At 55.6% G+C, this 17,517-nt stretch carries 14 protein-coding genes and 1 pseudogene; 6 read left to right on the top strand and 9 right to left on the bottom strand.

Annotation, left to right across the window (positions count from 1 at the left end):
- Positions 1-42: 42 nt before the first annotated feature.
- Positions 43-1,092, bottom strand: coding sequence for an ABC transporter ATP-binding protein (locus ALP8811_RS03605; protein ID WP_108855808.1), 1,050 nt, complete (start codon positions 1,090-1,092; stop codon positions 43-45).
- Between the two features lie 122 nt (positions 1,093-1,214).
- On the opposite strand from ALP8811_RS03605, the gene ALP8811_RS03600 reads away from it, so the two are divergent.
- On the top strand, positions 1,215-2,294 hold the full coding sequence (locus ALP8811_RS03600) for a nuclear transport factor 2 family protein (RefSeq protein WP_108855807.1): 1,080 nt from the start codon (positions 1,215-1,217) through the stop codon (positions 2,292-2,294).
- Between the two features lie 7 nt (positions 2,295-2,301).
- Here ALP8811_RS03600 and ALP8811_RS03595 read toward each other — a convergent pair whose 3' ends face one another.
- Positions 2,302-3,009: an IS6 family transposase gene (locus ALP8811_RS03595; protein ID WP_108855806.1), complete on the bottom strand. Its 708-nt coding sequence runs from the start codon at positions 3,007-3,009 to the stop codon at positions 2,302-2,304.
- Positions 3,010-3,067: 58 nt separating this feature from the next.
- Here ALP8811_RS03595 and ALP8811_RS03590 point away from each other — a divergent pair.
- From ALP8811_RS03590 to ALP8811_RS03580, 3 genes and pseudogenes are all read left to right on the top strand, one after another.
- Positions 3,068-3,766, top strand: a pseudogene (locus ALP8811_RS03590) (BCCT family transporter); the annotation flags it as partial.
- A gap of 71 nt (positions 3,767-3,837) precedes the next feature.
- On the top strand, positions 3,838-4,974 hold the full coding sequence (locus tag ALP8811_RS03585; protein WP_108855804.1) for a mandelate racemase/muconate lactonizing enzyme family protein: 1,137 nt from the start codon (positions 3,838-3,840) through the stop codon (positions 4,972-4,974).
- A 92-nt stretch (positions 4,975-5,066) separates the two neighbouring features.
- Positions 5,067-5,990 carry an alpha/beta hydrolase gene (locus ALP8811_RS03580; RefSeq protein ID WP_146183983.1) on the top strand — a complete coding sequence of 308 codons (924 nt, stop codon included), beginning with the start codon at positions 5,067-5,069 and terminating at the stop codon, positions 5,988-5,990.
- A 775-nt stretch (positions 5,991-6,765) separates the two neighbouring features.
- On the opposite strand, the gene ALP8811_RS03575 is transcribed toward ALP8811_RS03580, so the two are convergent.
- The 7 genes from ALP8811_RS03575 to ALP8811_RS03545 all read right to left on the bottom strand — a co-directional run bounded on the left by ALP8811_RS03575 (position 6,766) and on the right by ALP8811_RS03545 (position 13,893).
- Positions 6,766-8,145 (bottom strand): FGGY-family carbohydrate kinase, encoded by a 1,380-nt coding sequence (locus ALP8811_RS03575; RefSeq protein WP_108855802.1) that lies wholly within the window; start codon positions 8,143-8,145, stop codon positions 6,766-6,768.
- Positions 8,142-8,459, bottom strand: coding sequence for an L-rhamnose mutarotase (locus ALP8811_RS03570; protein ID WP_108855801.1), 318 nt, complete (start codon positions 8,457-8,459; stop codon positions 8,142-8,144). The genes ALP8811_RS03575 and ALP8811_RS03570 overlap by 4 nt, the downstream gene beginning before the upstream one ends.
- Positions 8,456-9,457, bottom strand: coding sequence for an ABC transporter permease (locus tag ALP8811_RS03565; protein ID WP_108855800.1), 1,002 nt, complete (start codon positions 9,455-9,457; stop codon positions 8,456-8,458). The genes ALP8811_RS03570 and ALP8811_RS03565 overlap by 4 nt, the downstream gene beginning before the upstream one ends.
- Positions 9,454-10,434, bottom strand: coding sequence for an ABC transporter permease (locus ALP8811_RS03560; protein WP_108855799.1), 981 nt, complete (start codon positions 10,432-10,434; stop codon positions 9,454-9,456). The genes ALP8811_RS03565 and ALP8811_RS03560 overlap by 4 nt, the downstream gene beginning before the upstream one ends.
- A complete protein-coding gene (locus tag ALP8811_RS03555) occupies positions 10,431-11,972 on the bottom strand; it encodes a sugar ABC transporter ATP-binding protein (RefSeq protein ID WP_108855798.1) in 1,542 nt (513 codons plus the stop codon). Before ALP8811_RS03555 ends, ALP8811_RS03560 begins: the two co-directional genes overlap by 4 nt.
- Positions 11,973-12,059: 87 nt before the next feature.
- Positions 12,060-13,055 (bottom strand): rhamnose ABC transporter substrate-binding protein, encoded by a 996-nt coding sequence (gene rhaS, locus ALP8811_RS03550; protein ID WP_108855797.1) that lies wholly within the window; start codon positions 13,053-13,055, stop codon positions 12,060-12,062.
- A 25-nt stretch (positions 13,056-13,080) separates the two neighbouring features.
- Entirely contained in the window at positions 13,081-13,893 is an 813-nt protein-coding gene (locus ALP8811_RS03545; RefSeq protein ID WP_108855796.1) for a DeoR/GlpR family DNA-binding transcription regulator, read from the bottom strand.
- A gap of 186 nt (positions 13,894-14,079) precedes the next feature.
- Here ALP8811_RS03545 and ALP8811_RS03540 point away from each other — a divergent pair, with 186 nt between their 5' ends.
- Positions 14,080-16,182 (top strand): bifunctional rhamnulose-1-phosphate aldolase/short-chain dehydrogenase, encoded by a 2,103-nt coding sequence (locus tag ALP8811_RS03540; RefSeq protein WP_108855795.1) that lies wholly within the window; start codon positions 14,080-14,082, stop codon positions 16,180-16,182.
- A gap of 22 nt (positions 16,183-16,204) precedes the next feature.
- Complete coding sequence (locus ALP8811_RS03535) at positions 16,205-17,443, top strand: L-rhamnose isomerase (RefSeq protein ID WP_108855794.1); 1,239 nt, start codon at positions 16,205-16,207, stop codon at positions 17,441-17,443.
- Positions 17,444-17,517 lie beyond the last annotated feature (74 nt).

Raw genomic sequence — 17,517 nt, 5'->3', positions numbered from 1 at the left:
GTCTGCACCCTATTGTCCCGTCATGCGGGAAGTTGCGGGGGCTTAGCCCCCGATACGCTCACCTGTTTCGGCGTCGAACAAGTGGCAGTGATCTTTGTGAACTTGGATGGATACGGCGTCGTCGATCTCGGCGCGGAAAAGCTTGTCGGCCTTTACACTGACCAAGGCGCCGCTGATGCGAACGGACACCATTGTTGCATCGCCCAACAGCTCCATCGTGTAGATGGGGGCGTTGATCTCGCCGTCACTTTCTACAACGTTCGCGTCTTCGGCTCGGAACCCAAGCGTGACCTTTCCATCAGGGCCGCTTAGGCCAGTAATTTCGGTGTTTTTTGCACGAAACACGCCATCTTTCAGCTCGCCATCCACAAGGTTCATCGCCGGGCTACCAATGAAGCTGGCGACAAAGGCATTTGCGGGCGCGTCATAAATATCGGTCGGGCTGCCGACCTGTTGGACCACGCCTTGTTTCATCACGACAACGCGGTCGGCCAATGTCATCGCTTCGATTTGGTCATGGGTCACATAGATCGTGGTCACAGCCAGTTCGTGGCTCAGGTTCTTGATCTGCGCACGGGTCGAGACACGCAGTTTCGCATCAAGGTTTGACAGAGGTTCATCCATCAAGAAGACATTCGGTTCGCGTACAATCGCGCGTGCCAAAGCCACTCGCTGACGCTGCCCACCTGACAGCTCGGCGGGTTTGCGATGCAGGAACTCATCCAACTCCACCATGGCGCTTGCGCGTCGGACTTTCTCGTCATGGGTACTGGGATCAATGCCCCGGACTTTCAACGGAAAGCGGATGTTGTCGTAGACATTCATGTTTGGGTAAAGCGCATAGCTTTGGAACACCATCGCCACGTCGCGGTCTTTGGGTTCCAGGTCATTCACCCGTTTGCCATCGACAAGAATGTCGCCTTCGGTGGCGTCTTCAAGGCCGGCGATCATCCGCATGGTCGTGGTTTTGCCGCAACCCGACGGACCCAGCAGAACCAAGAATTCCTTATCGGCAATTGTCAGGTCAAAATTGTCGACTCCGACGAAGGCTCCCCAGCGCTTGGACAGATTGCGCAATTGAATTTCGGCCATGGATGTTCCCCCGGGTGGAATCGCTTGCATACGTTTGCAATATGCTAGACTCGGGTGCGGCGTCTTGGCAATGTATTTTTGCAAACGTATGCAAAAGCGACTCAAGCAAGGCAAAATTGAAAATGAAAGACAACGATTTTCAGGCGGCTAAACAATTGGTTAGGGACTACTATACCCAACTTGACGCCGCTTCATCTGATGATTTGATATCCGTGCAGGACCGTTTTATCTCGTCAGAATACCTGTGGCGTGGCTTTCATCCGTTCCACGAATTGCGCGACAGAGGCGAGGTGGCAGATCAGTTCTGGACCCCGCTCAGAACGGCCCTTACCCATATGCAACGCCGCATGGATGTGTTCATGGCAGGTCGGAATACGATTGAGGATCACGGTGGCGTTTGGGTGGTGTCGATGGGGCATCTGATGGGGCTGTTTGATCAGCCCTGGCTGGGCATCCCCCCAACGGGCAAAATCGCCATGCTACGATACTGCGAGTTCCATCGGGTCGACGGAGACAAGATCACCGAGACGGCGATGTATTTCGACATTCCTCATCTCATGATGCAGGCGGGCCTTCAGCCCTTTCCGCCACAAACCGCAGCCCATCTGGTGCAACCGGGACCAATGACACACGAGGGTTTGATGTTCGACGCTCAGGACCCCGACGAAGGGCGCCAGACGCTGGCTGCCATCGACCACATGGTGAATGATATCAAGACGTGGCGTGGCGGCGCCGAAGAGCCTTTGGTTGACGAGCTTAGGCGCAGTTGGAACGAGGATATGGTCTGGTGGGGACCCGCCGGGATCGGGGCGAGTTATACCATCGAGCGGTACGCAAAGCAGCACTCTGGCCCATTCCGCGCAGGACTAACGGATCGCACTTTTAATGGTCATGTTTGCCGCATTGCCGAGGGGCACTTCGGCGGATTCTTTGGCTGGCCCAACCTGACGCTCACACCCTCGGGCGGATTTATGGGGATGCCTGCCACCAACACGCCCGGCGATATGCGCGTGATCGACATCTATCGGCGCGACGGAAGTAAACTGACCGAGAACTGGATTTTCATCGACCTTCTGCATTTCTGGAACATGCAAGGTATTGATGTTTTGGCTCGGACGACCGGCATTTCTGCGGGACGAGAAACAGGTGTACTTGGTGTGCTGTCAGACAAATTCCAACCAGTCTCTACTAGGCCAGCATAGCTGTCCCTCATGCCGCGCAGAGACTGCGCCACTCGGTCAGAGCAGCGGTGCGATTGAGCTTGAATTGATCTCTGTTCGAAAGACTACGATCCTGGTTGAAATGGTTATAAACTGAGGCGTGGACGGCAACGAATTTCTGCAAACTTCGCATTCGGCGGAAGCGGGACATGGCTCGTTCTCGTCGTCGGAAAGGAAGATGAGAATTCTCGATCCGGTTGTTCAAGTAACGGCCGGTAGCTTGTTTGTCCCCGTTTCCGATTTCTCGCATCGCGGCCGCGTAGGACCTCAATCGGTCTGTGACGACAAGCTCGGGTTGGCCGTATCGCTTCATTGCTTTCTTCAAGAATTTAAGGGCAGCACGCTTGTTCCGACGTTTGGTAACATAGCTTTCCAAGACTTCACCTTCGTGATCCACAGCTCGCCATAAGTAATGTCGTTCCCCGTTGATCTTCACGAAGACCTCGTCCAGGTGCCACTGCCAGTTTGAATATGAACGCAGCCGACTTACCCTGTTTCTCCGGATCTCAGCGGCAAACAATGGGCCGAATCTGTTCCACCAAAATCGAACGGTTTCGTGGCTGATTTCTATCCCGCGTTCGTGCAAAAGATCTTCAACATTCCGAAGCGACAGTGGAAACCGCACATACATCATCACTGCCAACTTGATGATCTCTGGGCTGGTTTTGAAATACTTGAAGGGGTCGCGTTTTGTCATGGCGGGACGCTATGTCAGCGCCCTGCCCGCTTCAACCTAAGTTCTTCTGACACTGCCTCTTGTGTCGCTGCCATCGAGCATGTTTACCGTTTGGACCGACGATGGTACAGAAGTTGGCGCTGCACTTGCTGGATGGCAAGGCGGTTGGACCATATTCTATTGGGCCTGGTGGATCGCATTTGCGCCCGCAGTCGGTGTGTTCCTCGCTCGCGTTTCACGTGGTCGGACCGTGCGCGAATACGTCATTGGCGCGATGATCGTTCCAGGTACAATGTGCTTTATCTGGTTTGCTATTGTTGGCGGGACGGCGATTGATCTTGAATTGACCGGTCGAGCCGCTGGTAGCATTCTGGAGGCGGGCCAAGCTGACCAGTTGTTTGCAACCCTCTCTGTCTTGCTAAGCGACAATCTCGCTTGGGTCATGTCGCTAATCGTAGTCATTTTGTTGATGACTTATCTTGTGACGACGGCAGACTCGGCTGTTCTTATCATCAACACAATCAACGCAGCTGGCGACGAAAGTCCAAAAGCGAAGCCACATATCCTTTTCTGGGGTGGTGCATTTGCTTTTGTTGTGGGCGGCCTTATCTTGGCGGGAGGCCTAAATGCAATCCGCTTTGCGATGGTTATCGGTGCGCTTCCATTCAGCTTCATAATGGTGCTCATGGGGATCGCGATCCTGAAAGCAGTTTACCGGGATAGCAAGCGCGAAGCTAACGGCATTGAAACTTCGGTTTCCGAATCCCCGGCAGAGTAAGACTAGGTAAATGATCGGGACCGCTCACTGCGCGGCCCCGAATTTGCAGCTATGAGTACGAGATCGTCAATATGAAAATTACCGATATTGGTGTCATTGAGCTCTACGCTCCGTGTCCTGAGAGCGACCGAGGTCACGACACTGCATTTAGCATCTGCTTGATACGGGTCAACACTGATTCTGGCCTGATGGGAATCGCTGAAATTGACACCATACCCTCTATCGCGAACGCCATCATTTCAGCACCGTTTCGTTCCTCCAAACAATGCGGCTTGCGCGAAATACTGATCGGGACGGATCCCCTTGAGTTAAGTGACCGTTGGCATGACATGATCGAGCAGACCAGCCTCATCGGTCGGAGGGGGGTTGTCATGCACGCAATTTCCGGGATCGATATCGCCCTTTGGGATTTGAAAGGAAAGGCTCTGGGGCAGTCAGTTACTCAGATGCTGGGCGGTCCGAAACATAATCGCATCCCTGGGTATGTCACCATTTATCCTTTGGGGCGATGTCCTGATGATGCGCGTCGCAAGATCGACAAAGCGTTAGACACCTACAACCCACGCGGAGTTAAGATTGCAGCTGATCGCTTCTGGCATACGGATCCGGATCTTGCTGAAACATTGATCAGGACAGTTCGAGAGCATCTGGGACCGGATCATCCGTTGATGGTGGATGCAATCTCGGCTTTTGATACTGTCGAGGACGTCCATCGTATGCTGCCCGTTTTGCGTGAATGTAACATTCATTGGCTGGAAGCGCCTTTGCCTCTTGATGATATAGACGGACATGCACTGCTGAAAGGCTGTGGCCTGCCAGTGGGTGTCGGCGACCTTGGACTGACAGTGCCACTTGAATGGCGGCCCTATTTTGAGACCGGAATCGTGGATATTGCTCAGCCGGATCTGTCTCACGTGGGTGGACTATCTGGGTTGGTAAAACTGGACGAGATGGCAGCGAAGTTTGGTTGCTCGCGCATTGCTCCTCATGGTTGGAATTCGAATTTGACCTTGGGGGCAAACCTGCATGTACTGGCCAGCAGAGATACACTGGAACTTGCAGAGTTTTCGACCTCGAACTCCCCGCTTCGCTGGCAAGTGACGAAAGAGAATATTCCGTTTGATGATGACGGATATCTTTGCCCACCAGAGGGTCATGGACTCGGTCTTGAAATTGACTGGGAAAAAATCGAACAATACAGACGTTAATACGCCTCTATTCAAAGTGACTTGCGATTCAGGTTTGCAGAAGCTTGCGCAGAGTCGTTGGGGATTAAGGCTTTGGCCTCAGGCGGCCAAGCTTGGAGACAACAATGGAATCACAATACGGTGTCAGCGCCGAAGCTCTTCAGTTTCTCAAAGAGAGCACGTTTTCGGGAACCGACCGATCCGCTGCAAACCTTCCTGTTCTGCGACAGCAGATAAGGGAATATATGACGCCCATAGTCGAACGGTTGCTTCAAAGCAGCCGCGTTCGTACGCATGTCGCGGACATTGCAGGCGTGACCTGTTTGGTGGTGGAACCTCCCGAACTGTTGACCGGTTGTCCGGTTCTGTATGGGTTCGGTGGTGCTTTCGTCAAAGGCAGCCCTTTTGAGGATTTGGCCGTCGCAGCACCGCTGTGTGCGCTGACAGGCGCAAGGTTCATCATACCTGACTATCGCCTTGCACCCGAACACCCTTGGCCTGCCGCCATTGATGATGGGTTTGCTGTCTATCGGGCGTTGGCCGACAAATCCTTTGCTTTGGTCGGAGGGTCTGCTGGTGGGAATTTTGCGCTTTCCTTGATGTTGCGAGCAAGAGTTGAAGGCCTACCACTTCCCTGCGCGCTGGCCTTGTTGTCGCCGTGGTGCGATCTAAGCAATTCGGGTGAGAGCCTGGCATCCAATGACGGACGGGATCCAACGCTTCGGTTGAGCGATCTTGAAATGTCTGCGCCACATTATGCGGGTGACAACGATGTCAAAAACCCACTCATTTCCCCACTCTTCGGCACGTTTGATGCCCATTTCCCGCCTTGCCAGATAACCACAGGGACACGTGACTTGCTGCTGAGTCAGTCTGTCAAACTGGCCAACGCGTTGATTGACAGCGGCGTGGTCGTAGACCTGCATGTTTGGGAAGGTATGTGGCACGTCTTCGAGTGGGATGACCGCATACCGGAAGCGAGGCAATCAATCTCGAGGATTGCGAAATTTCTGTCCAAGCACATGAGACTGGAATGATACTTTATAAAAGGAACGTAGGGTGTCGTACATCCTTCACAACGGAAGTCTCTGCCATTTCATTCAGTAGCTTTGCAGGTAACCCGTACGGCGAATCGCAGTTTCCATACCGACCTCTACTGCGACAAGGCCGTATCGGTGTCGAGCACAGCCAAGCGAAACGGTCTTCCATCGCCATGCGAAGGAAACCGTCGGTGCTGGCTTCGAACTAATTGTTCATTCTAAGACCTTCGCAAATCTGCAGAAGCGGCCGAAAAACCACGCTCCTCGATGGTCCGTACTTGTTACGGCGAATGTATGGTTTCAAGTTGGCCCTGATCGAAGCTCGCGAAGGGCCGGTTCGGCGACATACACCATATAGATGCAATAGATATACTGAGATGCGAACAGATGCTGCGTCAGCAAACGCCCGGAATGGCAACGACAGCAAAGTCCGCGTCTCGATCGTCCAATCAGCGCGCCCCGAAAGGGTGGTCTAAATTTTGCCGATTTCTACCCTTTGGAATGTCCGCAAACGGGAAATCCGCTGCAACGCCGAAATTTCGTCGCTGCGGATGCGAGCATTTTCTGCGTAAGCAATAGCGGCGCGAGCAAAAGTCGGGATTGTCCCGCGCTACGGCCTTTCGCGCGACGCGCAGCTAAGGTCTGCAGAGAGCCCAGAGTGTCGAATGCTGCGTAGCGCCTAGATGTCAGCTTCGGTGGGGAAGCGGACATTCGCTGTGGTGGCGAAATCATCATCCAACCGACTGTGACTGTCACTCCGTACCTCACGTGGCTACTCGGCGCCGGCCTGCCCTGTCCACAGATCGGCATAAGTCCTGAGCGCGTCCAAAGGCAAAGCTGTCTCAAATTGGTCTAGCTCAGGTCGAAACTCATCACCGCCGAGCAACATGGCTGCGCCGATGCTCGTACCCGTTACAGCTGAGTTCGTGAAAACGGGGCGTGCAGTGACGGCATGCAGCATTGCGAGGTATTCGGGGTTTCTAGCGAAAGGCCCTTCCACGATCGTGGGTCCGGCACCTTCGACGAGGTTCAGGCAGGTGCCTGTCATCAAGGCTAGATAAAACGAAAGCGCGGCCGAGCGTTGGCCCGTTGCGACCGCAGGTTCACCGCCGTGCCATTGCATCTGCCGCCCCTGAAACGGGCCTGAACCGATTTCGACAGATGGCAATAGCATGCGAGGCCCGTTCAGCACAACGAGCACGTCTTGTTCAGTTGGTTCGACCCGTTGGCCCTGTTGGATCACTTCGAATTCACGTCCACCCATAAAGCGCGCGCTGGCCACAGCATGTTTGTACGCGTTGACGTTGACGAGGGTATCGCGGGCCGGGTCGAGTGTGGCCGCACCACCCGTTTTCATTGACATGACGATCACCCACGTCCCAGTTGAGACCACTGAGACTGGCCCGTCCCGCGACACAACGTGCGGATAGAGCGAGGCGTTAGAGTCGTGGATGCCGACGCAAACTGGCGTATCGCGCGCAAGACCGGTGGCCTTTGCTATCTCTGGCAAAATTGGCCCTAAGATGTCGCTGGGGCGGCGCACGGGCGCGATTTTGTCGCGAATACCGAGCTTCTCCGGTAGATCGGAGAACGTCCCGTCGTAGGGGTTCCACAGGTCAGTATGGCAGCCGATGGATGTTACATCCGTCGCGGTCACACCTGTCAGGCGGTGCCCCCAGTATTGCGGGTAGGTCACGATTTGCGCGGTGCGGCTTTTGAGGGTCGGATTGCTTGTAAAAAGCCAGTGCAGCTGTGCGCCAATGTTCAGACCGCCCGCAAGTTTGGGCGATCCGGTTTTTGAAAAATCGGGTTTGATCGCATCGTAGGCATTAACAGTCTCGGCGGGATAGGTGTGTTCGTAGTCAAGGATGGGTGCAGCGAGGGCGCCATTCGAGTCTAGCAGCGCGATACAGGCCCCGTGGGTGGTCACGGAAATCGCGTCGACACGGTGATCTCGATGGAACGTCGCCAATGCATCCAGAAGAAACGCCCAGTGCTCATCGACATCATAATGTGGATATGGAGGGGCGGATTTCACGATGTTCGGGCGCGTGACGACGGCCATTTCTGTCAGGGTCGACAAATCGACCAGCGCGAGTTTTGCGTTGGTCTTGCCGATGTCGATGACTGCAATGTGGCGCGGCGTGGTCATGGCATATGAAACAGCGGAGTGAGGGGCGCGGCGACGGGCGAGTGATCCTCGTTCGTTTCCATGATGTCCCCCATATGGGTCCACCATTTCTGCATGACAGGATGGTCTGGCAAGGCCTCCATCCCGTGATTTTCCGTTCGCGTAAGAACGCCAATGAGGTGGCCCGTCTCCTCGTCCAGATGAATCGAATAGTCGCTGACGCCGGCGTCGTGTAGCAAGTCGACCAAATCGGGCCAGATGGCGTCGTGACGTCGTTTGTATTCTTCGGCCATTCCGTCGTTTAGCCGCATGCGAAAGACGTAACGCTCGCTCATGACTTGCGCCGCGCAGCAGCCATCGCCCAGAGGCGCGGCAGGGCAATCACCCCGATTAGAAGCAGGCCAATGAAAATCGACATCACGATGCCGGGCACGTTCAACAGACCGAGACCAAAGGTGACCAAGCCCATCACGAAAGCCGCTATCACCACACCGGGGATGGTGCCGGACCCGCCCAGGATATTGACGCCGCCAAGGACAACCATTGTCACCACCTCCAGTTCCATTCCAGTTGCAATGCTGGGCCGGGTTGACCCAAGGCGGGACGTCAGACAGACAGCGGCGATGCCTGACATCAGGCCCGTCAAAAGGAATAGGATGAACTTGACGCGTTGTACACGAATACCGCTAAACAATGCCCCCGTCGGGTTGTTGCCGATAGCATAGACAGCGCGGCCAAAGTTGGTCTTGTGTAGAAGCACGCCGTAGATGATCGCAATGATCACGAAGAGCAGCATCTCGACTGTGAAGACCCAATAGATATAGCCCTGCCCGAACCACGAGAAGCTGGATGGATATCCACGGAAGGCGTCATCGCCGAGGATGATGAAACTGATGCCGCGGAACAGGCTCATGGTGCCGATGGTCACCACGATAGACGGCAGACCAAGCACCGTGACGAAGAACCCGTTGAAGGCACCGCAGAGCACACCAACCGTCAGGCCGATGATAACAAGCTCCGGCGTGCCAGCCCCGTATTGTAGGGCCAGACCCATCGCCGTGCTGGCCAGCGCGATGATCGACGCAACAGACAGGTCGATTTCACCTGAGATGATCAGCAACGCCATCGCGAAGGCGATCATCGCTTTTTCGGTGAAATTGAATGTCGCGTCGCTGAGGTTCCATGCGCTCAGGAAATAGGGCGAGGCGAAGCTGTTGATCACGAAGATTGCGATGGCCACGGCAAGCAGTAGGGCCTCCCAGCTTTTGAAGATACGTGCAGCACGGCTGTTCAAGCGATCAGGGACGTGGCGGGTTTGGGTTGCGTCCGTCATTGTGCGGCCTCCGCCTCTTTGAGGATAATTCGGCCCTTGGTGCGGCCTGCACGGGCGTTGAAGGCGACGGCAATCAGGATCGCGCTGCCAGAGATGGCGAGCTGCCAGAAGGGTGAGATATTAACGACCGGAAGCGCGTTTTTGACGACGCCAAGGAAGATAGCGCCCAGCACCGCGCCGCCGACAGAGCCGACGCCGCCAGCGATCGAGATACCCCCGATGACGCAGGCTGCGACAACCTCAAGTTCGAACCCGCCCGCGATATCTACGTAAGCCACCGCAAATCGCGACACCCAAAGGTATCCCGTCAGGCCAGCCAATGCGCCAGACACAACGAAGGCCCAGAACTGGGTTTTGCCAACGTCGATGCCGGTGTAAACGGCAGCATGTGGATTGCCACCCACCGCGAAAATCGACCGCCCGAACTGCGTGCGCGCCATCATGATTCCGAACAGGATGATCGTGATGATCGCGGCCCAAGACAACACAGGCAGGCCCAGGAGCAGCATGCGCGGGAAGTCGGTGAAGGCTGGAGACATTTCGTGGGAATTCACCCATTTGCCGTCAGAGATCAAAAAGATAATGCCGCGGAAGATGGTCATGGTGCCAAGGGTCACAACGATCGGCGGGATCGCCAATTTCCAAACCAGCACGCCGTTGATCGCACCCATGATCGCACCCAGCAGAACCGCAATCGCGATGATCACAGGGATCGGCAGGCCCGGCATAGCGACGTTGATCATTGCCACCGCCATGCCCGTTAAAGCAAGGTTCGCGGCCACAGATAGATCAATGCAGCGGGTCAGGATCACGACCATTTGCCCAAGTGCGAGGATGATCAGCGGGGCCGTATCATTGAACACATTGGCCAGATTTGACGGCGCAACGAAGCCGGAAAAGCGCGACGAGATCAAAAGGAGGAGCACCAAGATGGCACCGCCCAAAATCGTTTCGCGTACGGGTATATATCGGGTCATGCTGCCGCTCCGTCAGTAGTGATGCCCGCTGCGTGGCGCACAAGGGTTTCAGGGGACAAATCGTCTTTCGCCAGTTCGGCGGCAATGCGACCGTCTCGCATGACGATCACTCGGTCTGACATGCCGATAATCTCCGGTATTTCCGAGCTGACCATGATGACGGACAGGCCCTGCGCGGCCAATTCAGACATGAATTCATGCACGGCCGCCTTGGATCCGATGTCGATCCCCTTGGTGGGTTCGTCCAAGATAATCACCTGAGGCTGGGTCGCCAGCCATTTGGCGATGACGACCTTTTGCTGATTGCCGCCTGACAGATTGCCCACATCTTGATCGAGAGCCGCTGCGCGAAGGTCCAATCGCTGCGAATACTCGCGCGCCAGCTTGAATTCTTCGGCGAGCTTCAAAAAACCACTTCGGGACGTCTTACCCAAGGATGGTAAAGTGATGTTCTGGAAGATCGGCAGACCAATGATCGCGCCCTGTTTGCCACGATCCTCGGGGACATAGACGATCCCGTTAGACACCGCATCCGCCGGAGAGCGGATTACCTTGATGTCGCCATTGACCCGACACACGCCTTTGGATGGTCTCGTGATCCCAAACAGTGCTTGCATAAACTCGGAACGACCAGCGCCCACAAGACCATAGAACCCAAGGATTTCACCGCGATTAAGAGTAAAATTGATGTCAGCAAATTCAGTCGGGTGTTCGTATCCCACGACTTTGAGAACTTCCTCACCGATCTCATGATCGCTCTGTGGGAAGATTTGATCGACGGATCGACCGACCATCATCGTTACCAACTCCCCTTCGGAGATGTCATCGATCCGGCCATCGCCAACGAACGCGCCGTCGCGAAAGACGGCATAACGGTCGGCGATGCGGAAAATCTCGTCAAACTTGTGGCTGATGAACAGGATCGCCTTGCCCTGCGATTTCAGGGCTTCGACTAACTCATACAGCTCTTCGATTTCTTTATGGGACAGGGCCGCAGTCGGCTCGTCCATGATGACCACGCGGGCGTCGACAGACAAGGCGCGGGCAATCGCCACGAGGTGTTTGTTGGCAATGCCTAGGTCGCGCAATTGGGTGTGTGAACTGAAAGGCGCGCCAATGTCGGCCAGCAGCTTGGCGGCAGAGCGGTGCATTTGCACGGTATCAATGAGACCAAACCGCGTGCGGGGGGCATGGCCGATATAGATATTCTCTGCCACGGAAAGCTCATCGAATAGAACGGTCTCTTGGTGGATGGCGGTGATGCCCGCTTTTGCCGCGTCATTTGGGGTGGCAAAGGAAATCGGATCACCGTCAATACGGATCGTACCACCGTTCGGTTGGTAGATGCCTGTCAGGATTTTGACGGTCGTGGATTTACCGGCGCCGTTCTCACCGACAAGGGCGGTCACTTGACCGGGGTAAAGGTCCAGTTTGACTTCATCCAGGGCTTTCACCCCAGGAAATGTCTTGGTGATCATGTCCATAGAGACCATGGGGGACACGTCAGGCGATATGGGGGGCGCGGGGCGAGTCGACATCCGAACACTCTCTCAGGATTGGGGATTGGGGATTGGGGTAGTTCGGCCCGACGCGAGTGGTGCGCCGGACCGAGCTAGGGAGAAGCTTTAGAAGATCGACTTGAACTGGTCGATGTTGCTTGCGTCATAGACGAACGGGTCCGCCATCGCCCCTTCGCTGTTCTCATCCAACGTCAGGCTACCCATGCGGCCCATTGGCACTTCGGCACCTGCGGTGGCTTCGACGCCGTTCTGGCTCAGTTCATAGGCGAGCATCGTCGCAGAATAGCCCAGATCGATCGGGTTCCAGATTGCGAAAGACTTCGAAGCACCGGATTCAATGGCACCGGCCATCTCGGACGGCAGGCCAAGGCCCGTGACATTCACTTCGCCAACTTTGCCTGCATCCACAACAGCCTGTGCGGCTGCCACAATGCCAACGGAAGTTGGAGCAATGATTGCGTCCAGATCGGGATAGGATTGCATCAGGCCAGTAGCTTCGCGGTAGGATTTATCGGCAAGATCATCACCGTAAACCGTAGCCACAACTTCGATGCCTGGATAGTTGCCCATTACTTTGTTCATCTCTTCCATCCAGATGTTCTGGTTGGTGGAAGTGGTTGTCGCGGAGAGCAATGCCACGTCTCCTCCATCTGGGAGATGGTCAGCTGCCAGCTTGATGATCATGTTACCGATCAGCGGGTTGGACGACGGGTTGAGATGCAATTGACGGCCTTCGGGAGCCACGCCGGAATCCCAGCTGATAACGGTGATGCCGCGCTGCATGGCGCGCTGAAGGGCCGGAACCAAGGCGTCCGTGTCGTTTGCAGAAATCGCAATCGCATCGACTTGCTGTGCGATAAGTGCGTTGATCACTTCGATCTGGCCTTCGGCAGTTGTATCGGTTGGGCCGGTATAAATGATCTCGACGTTGCCGAGCTCTTCTGCGGCTTCTTTGGCACCTTCGGCGGCGGCTTCAAAGAAGCCGATGCCAAGTGCTTTGACGACCAGCGCGATGCGGACATCATCTTCGGCAAATGCTGGCGTGGCGACCATAGCCGCGGTCATTGCAGCTGATGCTGCCAGTTTCTTCAGTACACTCATGGTTTCCTCCCTGGAGTGGTAGTGGTCAGGCTGGCAGGTTCGCCACCCCCTCTTTCTGCGCTGTGCCAGAAGGCACTACGATCAGTGTCACATCCGCCGATTCCAGCATGGCCGCAGTGCGGTCATCGATCTTGTCATCGGTGATGATTGTGTCGATCCGCTCAAGTGGGCACAGCACAAGGCTGGAGCGTTGTTCAAACTTGGTGCTGTCCACTAGGACAATCAATTCTTCGGTTTGCCCGATAAGCTTTTGTTCAGCCTGAATTAGCAACGGATCGCCTTCCATCAGACCCAATGGTCCAATGCCTTGCGCGCCCATGAACATGCGTTTGGCATAGAAATTCCGAGTCACATCATTCTCGAAAGGCGAGAGGATGATATTCTGTTCTCGGTAAAGGATGCCTCCCGAAACCATGACGGTGTTGCTTGTGTTTTTCAGCAGGTGTTCCGCGATCGGGAACGAATTGGTGAAGACCTGCATTCGACGTGATGCGAGCGGGTGTACCATCTGGAAAGTCGTTGTCCCGCCATTGATGATAATCGGCTCGCCGTCTTCGCAAAGATCTACAGCAGCTGCAGCAATTGCCTGCTTTTCTGCACTGTTTAGCGTTTCATTGACAGAGAACGGTCGCCCGGCAAGGCCGACGAAAGGAGTTGAGGTCAAGGCCTCAGCACCTCCGCGAACACGGCGAAGCTGTTTCTTTTCATCCAGTGTGTTGATGTCACGGCGAACCGTCGCTTCGGACGCACCAGTCAATACACACAGGTCAATAACGGTCACAAGAGACCGATCTTGAACGGCGGATAGGATGACTCTGTGGCGATCTTTTTCGTGCATGGAATGTCCCTTTGTTGCTCTGAACGTGGAGCGAGTCGCGACAGTTTGTCAATCATTATTTGTCAAAAGCAATCATACTGCAGCGCAGCATGATTGCTTTTGATCGAAAGTGATTGACTTACCTGTGCTGTGTCGTCACGTTGAAATCCAATAGTTAGTCTTAACCTGTCGCCCACGGAGACACACATGACATCTTCCCAGAATAGCCAACGCCTTGAAAATAAATGGGATGAAGCCCAAGCCAGTAAGATGAGCGAGCCGGAGAAACTGCTCTATCGGTCAAATCTTTTGGGGTCTGATAAAAGAATCACGAACTACGGCGGCGGCAATACGTCCGCGAAAGTGATGCAAGATGATCCGTTGACGGGTGACTTGACAGAAGTGCTGTGGGTCAAAGGTTCAGGCGGGGACGTTGGGTCGATCAGGATGGACGGGTTCTCGACACTCTATATGGACAAGCTGAATGCGCTGCGCGGGCTTTATCGCGGGGTCGAATTCGAAGACGAGATGGTGGCCTACCTGCCGCATTGCACGTTTAACCTTAACCCGCGCGCGGCGTCCATCGACACCCCGTTGCACGCTTACGTGCCAGCCAAACACGTCGACCACATGCACCCCGACGCGATCATCGCAATCGCTGCAGCCAAGGACAGTAAGGCGCTGACGCAAAAGATCTTTGGCGATAGCATCGGCTGGTTGCCTTGGAAGAAACCGGGCTACGAGTTGGGCCTTTGGTTGTCGGATTTCTGCGAGAAGAACCCAGATGCGAAGGGCGTCGTTCTGGAAAGCCACGGGCTGTTCACGTGGGCGGATGACGCGAAGGACTGCTATGAGCTGACGCTGGACGTCATTCAGACGGCGATGGATTGGTTTGCCAAGGAAACCGCTGGCAAGGATGCGTTCGGCGGGGCGGTTCACACCAGTCTTGATGCGGACACACGCCGCGCAACAGCCGCGCGCCTGATGCCAGCCATCCGTGGATATGTGTCCGGCCAGCAGCATATGTTGGGCCACTTCACAGACAGCGACGCTGTTCTGGAGTTCGTCAACGCCAAAGACATGGAGCGGCTTGCCGCCTTGGGCACATCCTGCCCCGATCACTTCCTACGCACGAAAATCTGCCCATTGGTAGTCGATTTTGATCCTGCAAAGCCGGACGTAGATGCCACTATCGCTGGCCTCGATGAGGCTATCGCTGAATATCGCGTCGGCTATCAGGCCTATTATGATCGCTGCAAACACGACGACAGCCCCGCCATCCGCGACCCCAACGCGGTCGTCTACCTGATCCCCGGTGTCGGTATGATTACCTTTGCCAAGGATAAGGCAACGGCACGTATTTCGGGTGAGTTCTATGTCAACGCCATCAACGTGATGCGCGGCGCCGATGCGGTGTCGGAGTATCAAGGCCTGCCGGAACAAGAAGCGTTCGACATCGAATACTGGCTTCTTGAAGAGGCCAAACTGCAGCGGATGCCCGCGCCGAAATCTATGGCCGGCCGCGTGGCTTTGGTCACAGGCGGCGCAGGCGGGATCGGTGCCGCGACCGCAGACAGATACCTGCGCGAGGGCTCCTGTGTGATGCTTGCAGATATCGACGATGCTGCACTTGCTGAGACGTTAGAAGGCCTCAGCGCGAAGTACTCCTCAGATGTCGTGCGCACGGTCAACATGAATGTCACCGATGAGGCCGCCGTGGCCTCCGCCTTCGACGAGATAGCGGCCGAGTTCGGTGGTGTCGATATCCTTGTGTCCAATGCTGGCATCGCCAGCTCAGCCCCGATCGAGGACACAACCCTTGATCTGTGGAACAAGAACATGTCGATCCTCTCTACAGGCTACTTCCTTGTCAGCCGCGAAGCGTTCAAGCTGTTCAAGGTTCAGGACATGGGCGGCGCTGTGGTGTTTGTGGCCTCCAAAAATGGCCTCGCCGCTTCGCCGAATGCGTCTGCTTATTGCACTGCAAAGGCCTCAGAATTGCACCTCGCACGTTGTCTTGCCCTCGAAGGTGCCCCGATGGGCGTTCGGGTGAACGTGGTGAACCCTGATGCCGTGCTGAAAGGCTCCAAGATCTGGCAGGGTGAATGGCTCGACCAGCGTGCGGGCACCTACGGAACCGACAAAGACGGGCTGGAAGAGATGTATCGCGATCGCTCCATGCTGAAGCGCTCTGTGCTGCCCGAAGACATCGCCGAAGCCGCCTATTTCCTTGCGTCCGATCTGTCGGCCAAATCCACGGGCAACATCATCAACGTCGATGCCGGCAACAAAGAAGCGTTCACGCGTTAAGGCGTCCAGGGGAGGACACGACATGAGCTATGACAGCGCGAAAGCCGCCTTCGCCGATTGGGGCGTCGATACTGAAACAGCCTTGAGCAAACTGGCGGAGATCCCGATTTCCATGCATTGCTGGCAAGGGGATGACGTGGTGGGTTTCGAGGCCAAAACCGGCAACTCTGGCGGCGGCATTCAGGCCACGGGCAACCATCCGGGTCGTGCGCGCACGCCAGATGAGCTGCGCGCCGATCTTGAGTTTTCCTACTCGATGATTCCCGGCAAGCACCGGCTCAACCTGCATGCATGTTACCTTGATACCGACCAGAATCCTGACAGGGACGAGATTGAATACAGCCACTTCGCACCCTGGGTCGATTGGGCGACGGACCAAGGTCTTGGCCTCGATTTCAACCCGACCTTCTTTGCCCACGAAAAGGCGGACGACAACCTGACGCTCAGCCACCCCGATCAGGGTATCCGTGAGTTCTGGATTGAACACGGCAAACGGTCACGCGATATCGCCGCCCAGATGGGCGCGGCTCTAGGCTCACCTGTCGTGAATAATATTTGGGTTCCCGATGGCTATAAGGACACGCCCGTTGATCGCATGGAACCACGCCAGCGTTTGGAAAACTCGCTCGACACCATGATGGCCACGAAACACGACAAGGCGCAGATGCTTGATGCAGTCGAAAGCAAGTTATTCGGGATCGGCGTGGAAGCCTGCACTGTCGGCAGCCACGAATTCTACATGGGTTACGCGACCCGCAAAGGCACCTTGCTGTGCCTCGACATGGGGCATTTCCACCCGACCGAGAACGTCGCCGACAAACTAAGCTCGGTAGCCTTGTCCGTCGATGAAATCCTGCTCCACGTCAGCCGCCCCATGCGATGGGACAGCGATCATGTGATCCTTCTGGACGACGCGATCTTGCAGATGGCGCAAGAATTGGTGAGCGCTGGCCTGCTTGATCGCACTCATATCGGGCTTGATTTCTTCGATGCCACAATCAGCCGGACAGCGGCCTGGGTAATCGGGACTCGTAACATGCAAAAGGCACTATTGCGCGCGTTGCTGGCCCCTTGGGATAGGCTGAAGTCAGCGGAAAACAACCTCGACTACACGTCTCGTCTGGTTGTCACCGAAGAGATCAAGGATTTGCCCTACGCAACGGTCTGGGCGGAGTTCTGCGACCGGATGGGCGTCCCTTCCGGCCAATCTCTTATCTCGGACCTTCACCAATACCAAGCGGGTGTCTCCGGTCGCGGCTGAGTATGCTGAAACACAAAATGTTTGGCGATTTCGAGAGGCGGCTTTGGGTCGGAGAGCCGACAATCGAGACAAAT

The sequence above is a fragment of the Aliiroseovarius pelagivivens genome (genome assembly GCF_900302485.1).
In the GTDB taxonomy this organism is placed as follows: domain Bacteria; phylum Pseudomonadota; class Alphaproteobacteria; order Rhodobacterales; family Rhodobacteraceae; genus Aliiroseovarius; species Aliiroseovarius pelagivivens.
This window is presented reverse-complemented; position numbering and strand designations above follow the sequence as displayed.

Excerpts from the sequence above, each read along its gene's own strand:
- ALP8811_RS03545 (WP_108855796.1), bottom strand. The coding sequence starts at position 13,893 with ATGCACGAAAAAGATCGCCACAGAGTCATCCTATCCGCCGTTCAAGAT.
- ALP8811_RS03595 (WP_108855806.1), bottom strand. The coding sequence starts at position 3,009 with ATGACAAAACGCGACCCCTTCAAGTATTTCAAAACCAGCCCAGAGATC.
- ALP8811_RS03560 (WP_108855799.1), bottom strand. The coding sequence starts at position 10,434 with ATGACCCGATATATACCCGTACGCGAAACGATTTTGGGCGGTGCCATC.
- ALP8811_RS03585 (WP_108855804.1), top strand. The coding sequence starts at position 3,838 with ATGAAAATTACCGATATTGGTGTCATTGAGCTCTACGCTCCGTGTCCT.
- ALP8811_RS03565 (WP_108855800.1), bottom strand. The coding sequence starts at position 9,457 with ATGACGGACGCAACCCAAACCCGCCACGTCCCTGATCGCTTGAACAGC.
- ALP8811_RS03555 (WP_108855798.1), bottom strand. The coding sequence starts at position 11,972 with ATGTCGACTCGCCCCGCGCCCCCCATATCGCCTGACGTGTCCCCCATG.
- ALP8811_RS03600 (WP_108855807.1), top strand. The coding sequence starts at position 1,215 with ATGAAAGACAACGATTTTCAGGCGGCTAAACAATTGGTTAGGGACTAC.
- rhaS (WP_108855797.1), bottom strand. The coding sequence starts at position 13,055 with ATGAGTGTACTGAAGAAACTGGCAGCATCAGCTGCAATGACCGCGGCT.
- ALP8811_RS03540 (WP_108855795.1), top strand. The coding sequence starts at position 14,080 with ATGACATCTTCCCAGAATAGCCAACGCCTTGAAAATAAATGGGATGAA.
- ALP8811_RS03605 (WP_108855808.1), bottom strand. The coding sequence starts at position 1,092 with ATGGCCGAAATTCAATTGCGCAATCTGTCCAAGCGCTGGGGAGCCTTC.
- ALP8811_RS03575 (WP_108855802.1), bottom strand. The coding sequence starts at position 8,145 with ATGACCACGCCGCGCCACATTGCAGTCATCGACATCGGCAAGACCAAC.
- ALP8811_RS03570 (WP_108855801.1), bottom strand. The coding sequence starts at position 8,459 with ATGAGCGAGCGTTACGTCTTTCGCATGCGGCTAAACGACGGAATGGCC.
- ALP8811_RS03535 (WP_108855794.1), top strand. The coding sequence starts at position 16,205 with ATGAGCTATGACAGCGCGAAAGCCGCCTTCGCCGATTGGGGCGTCGAT.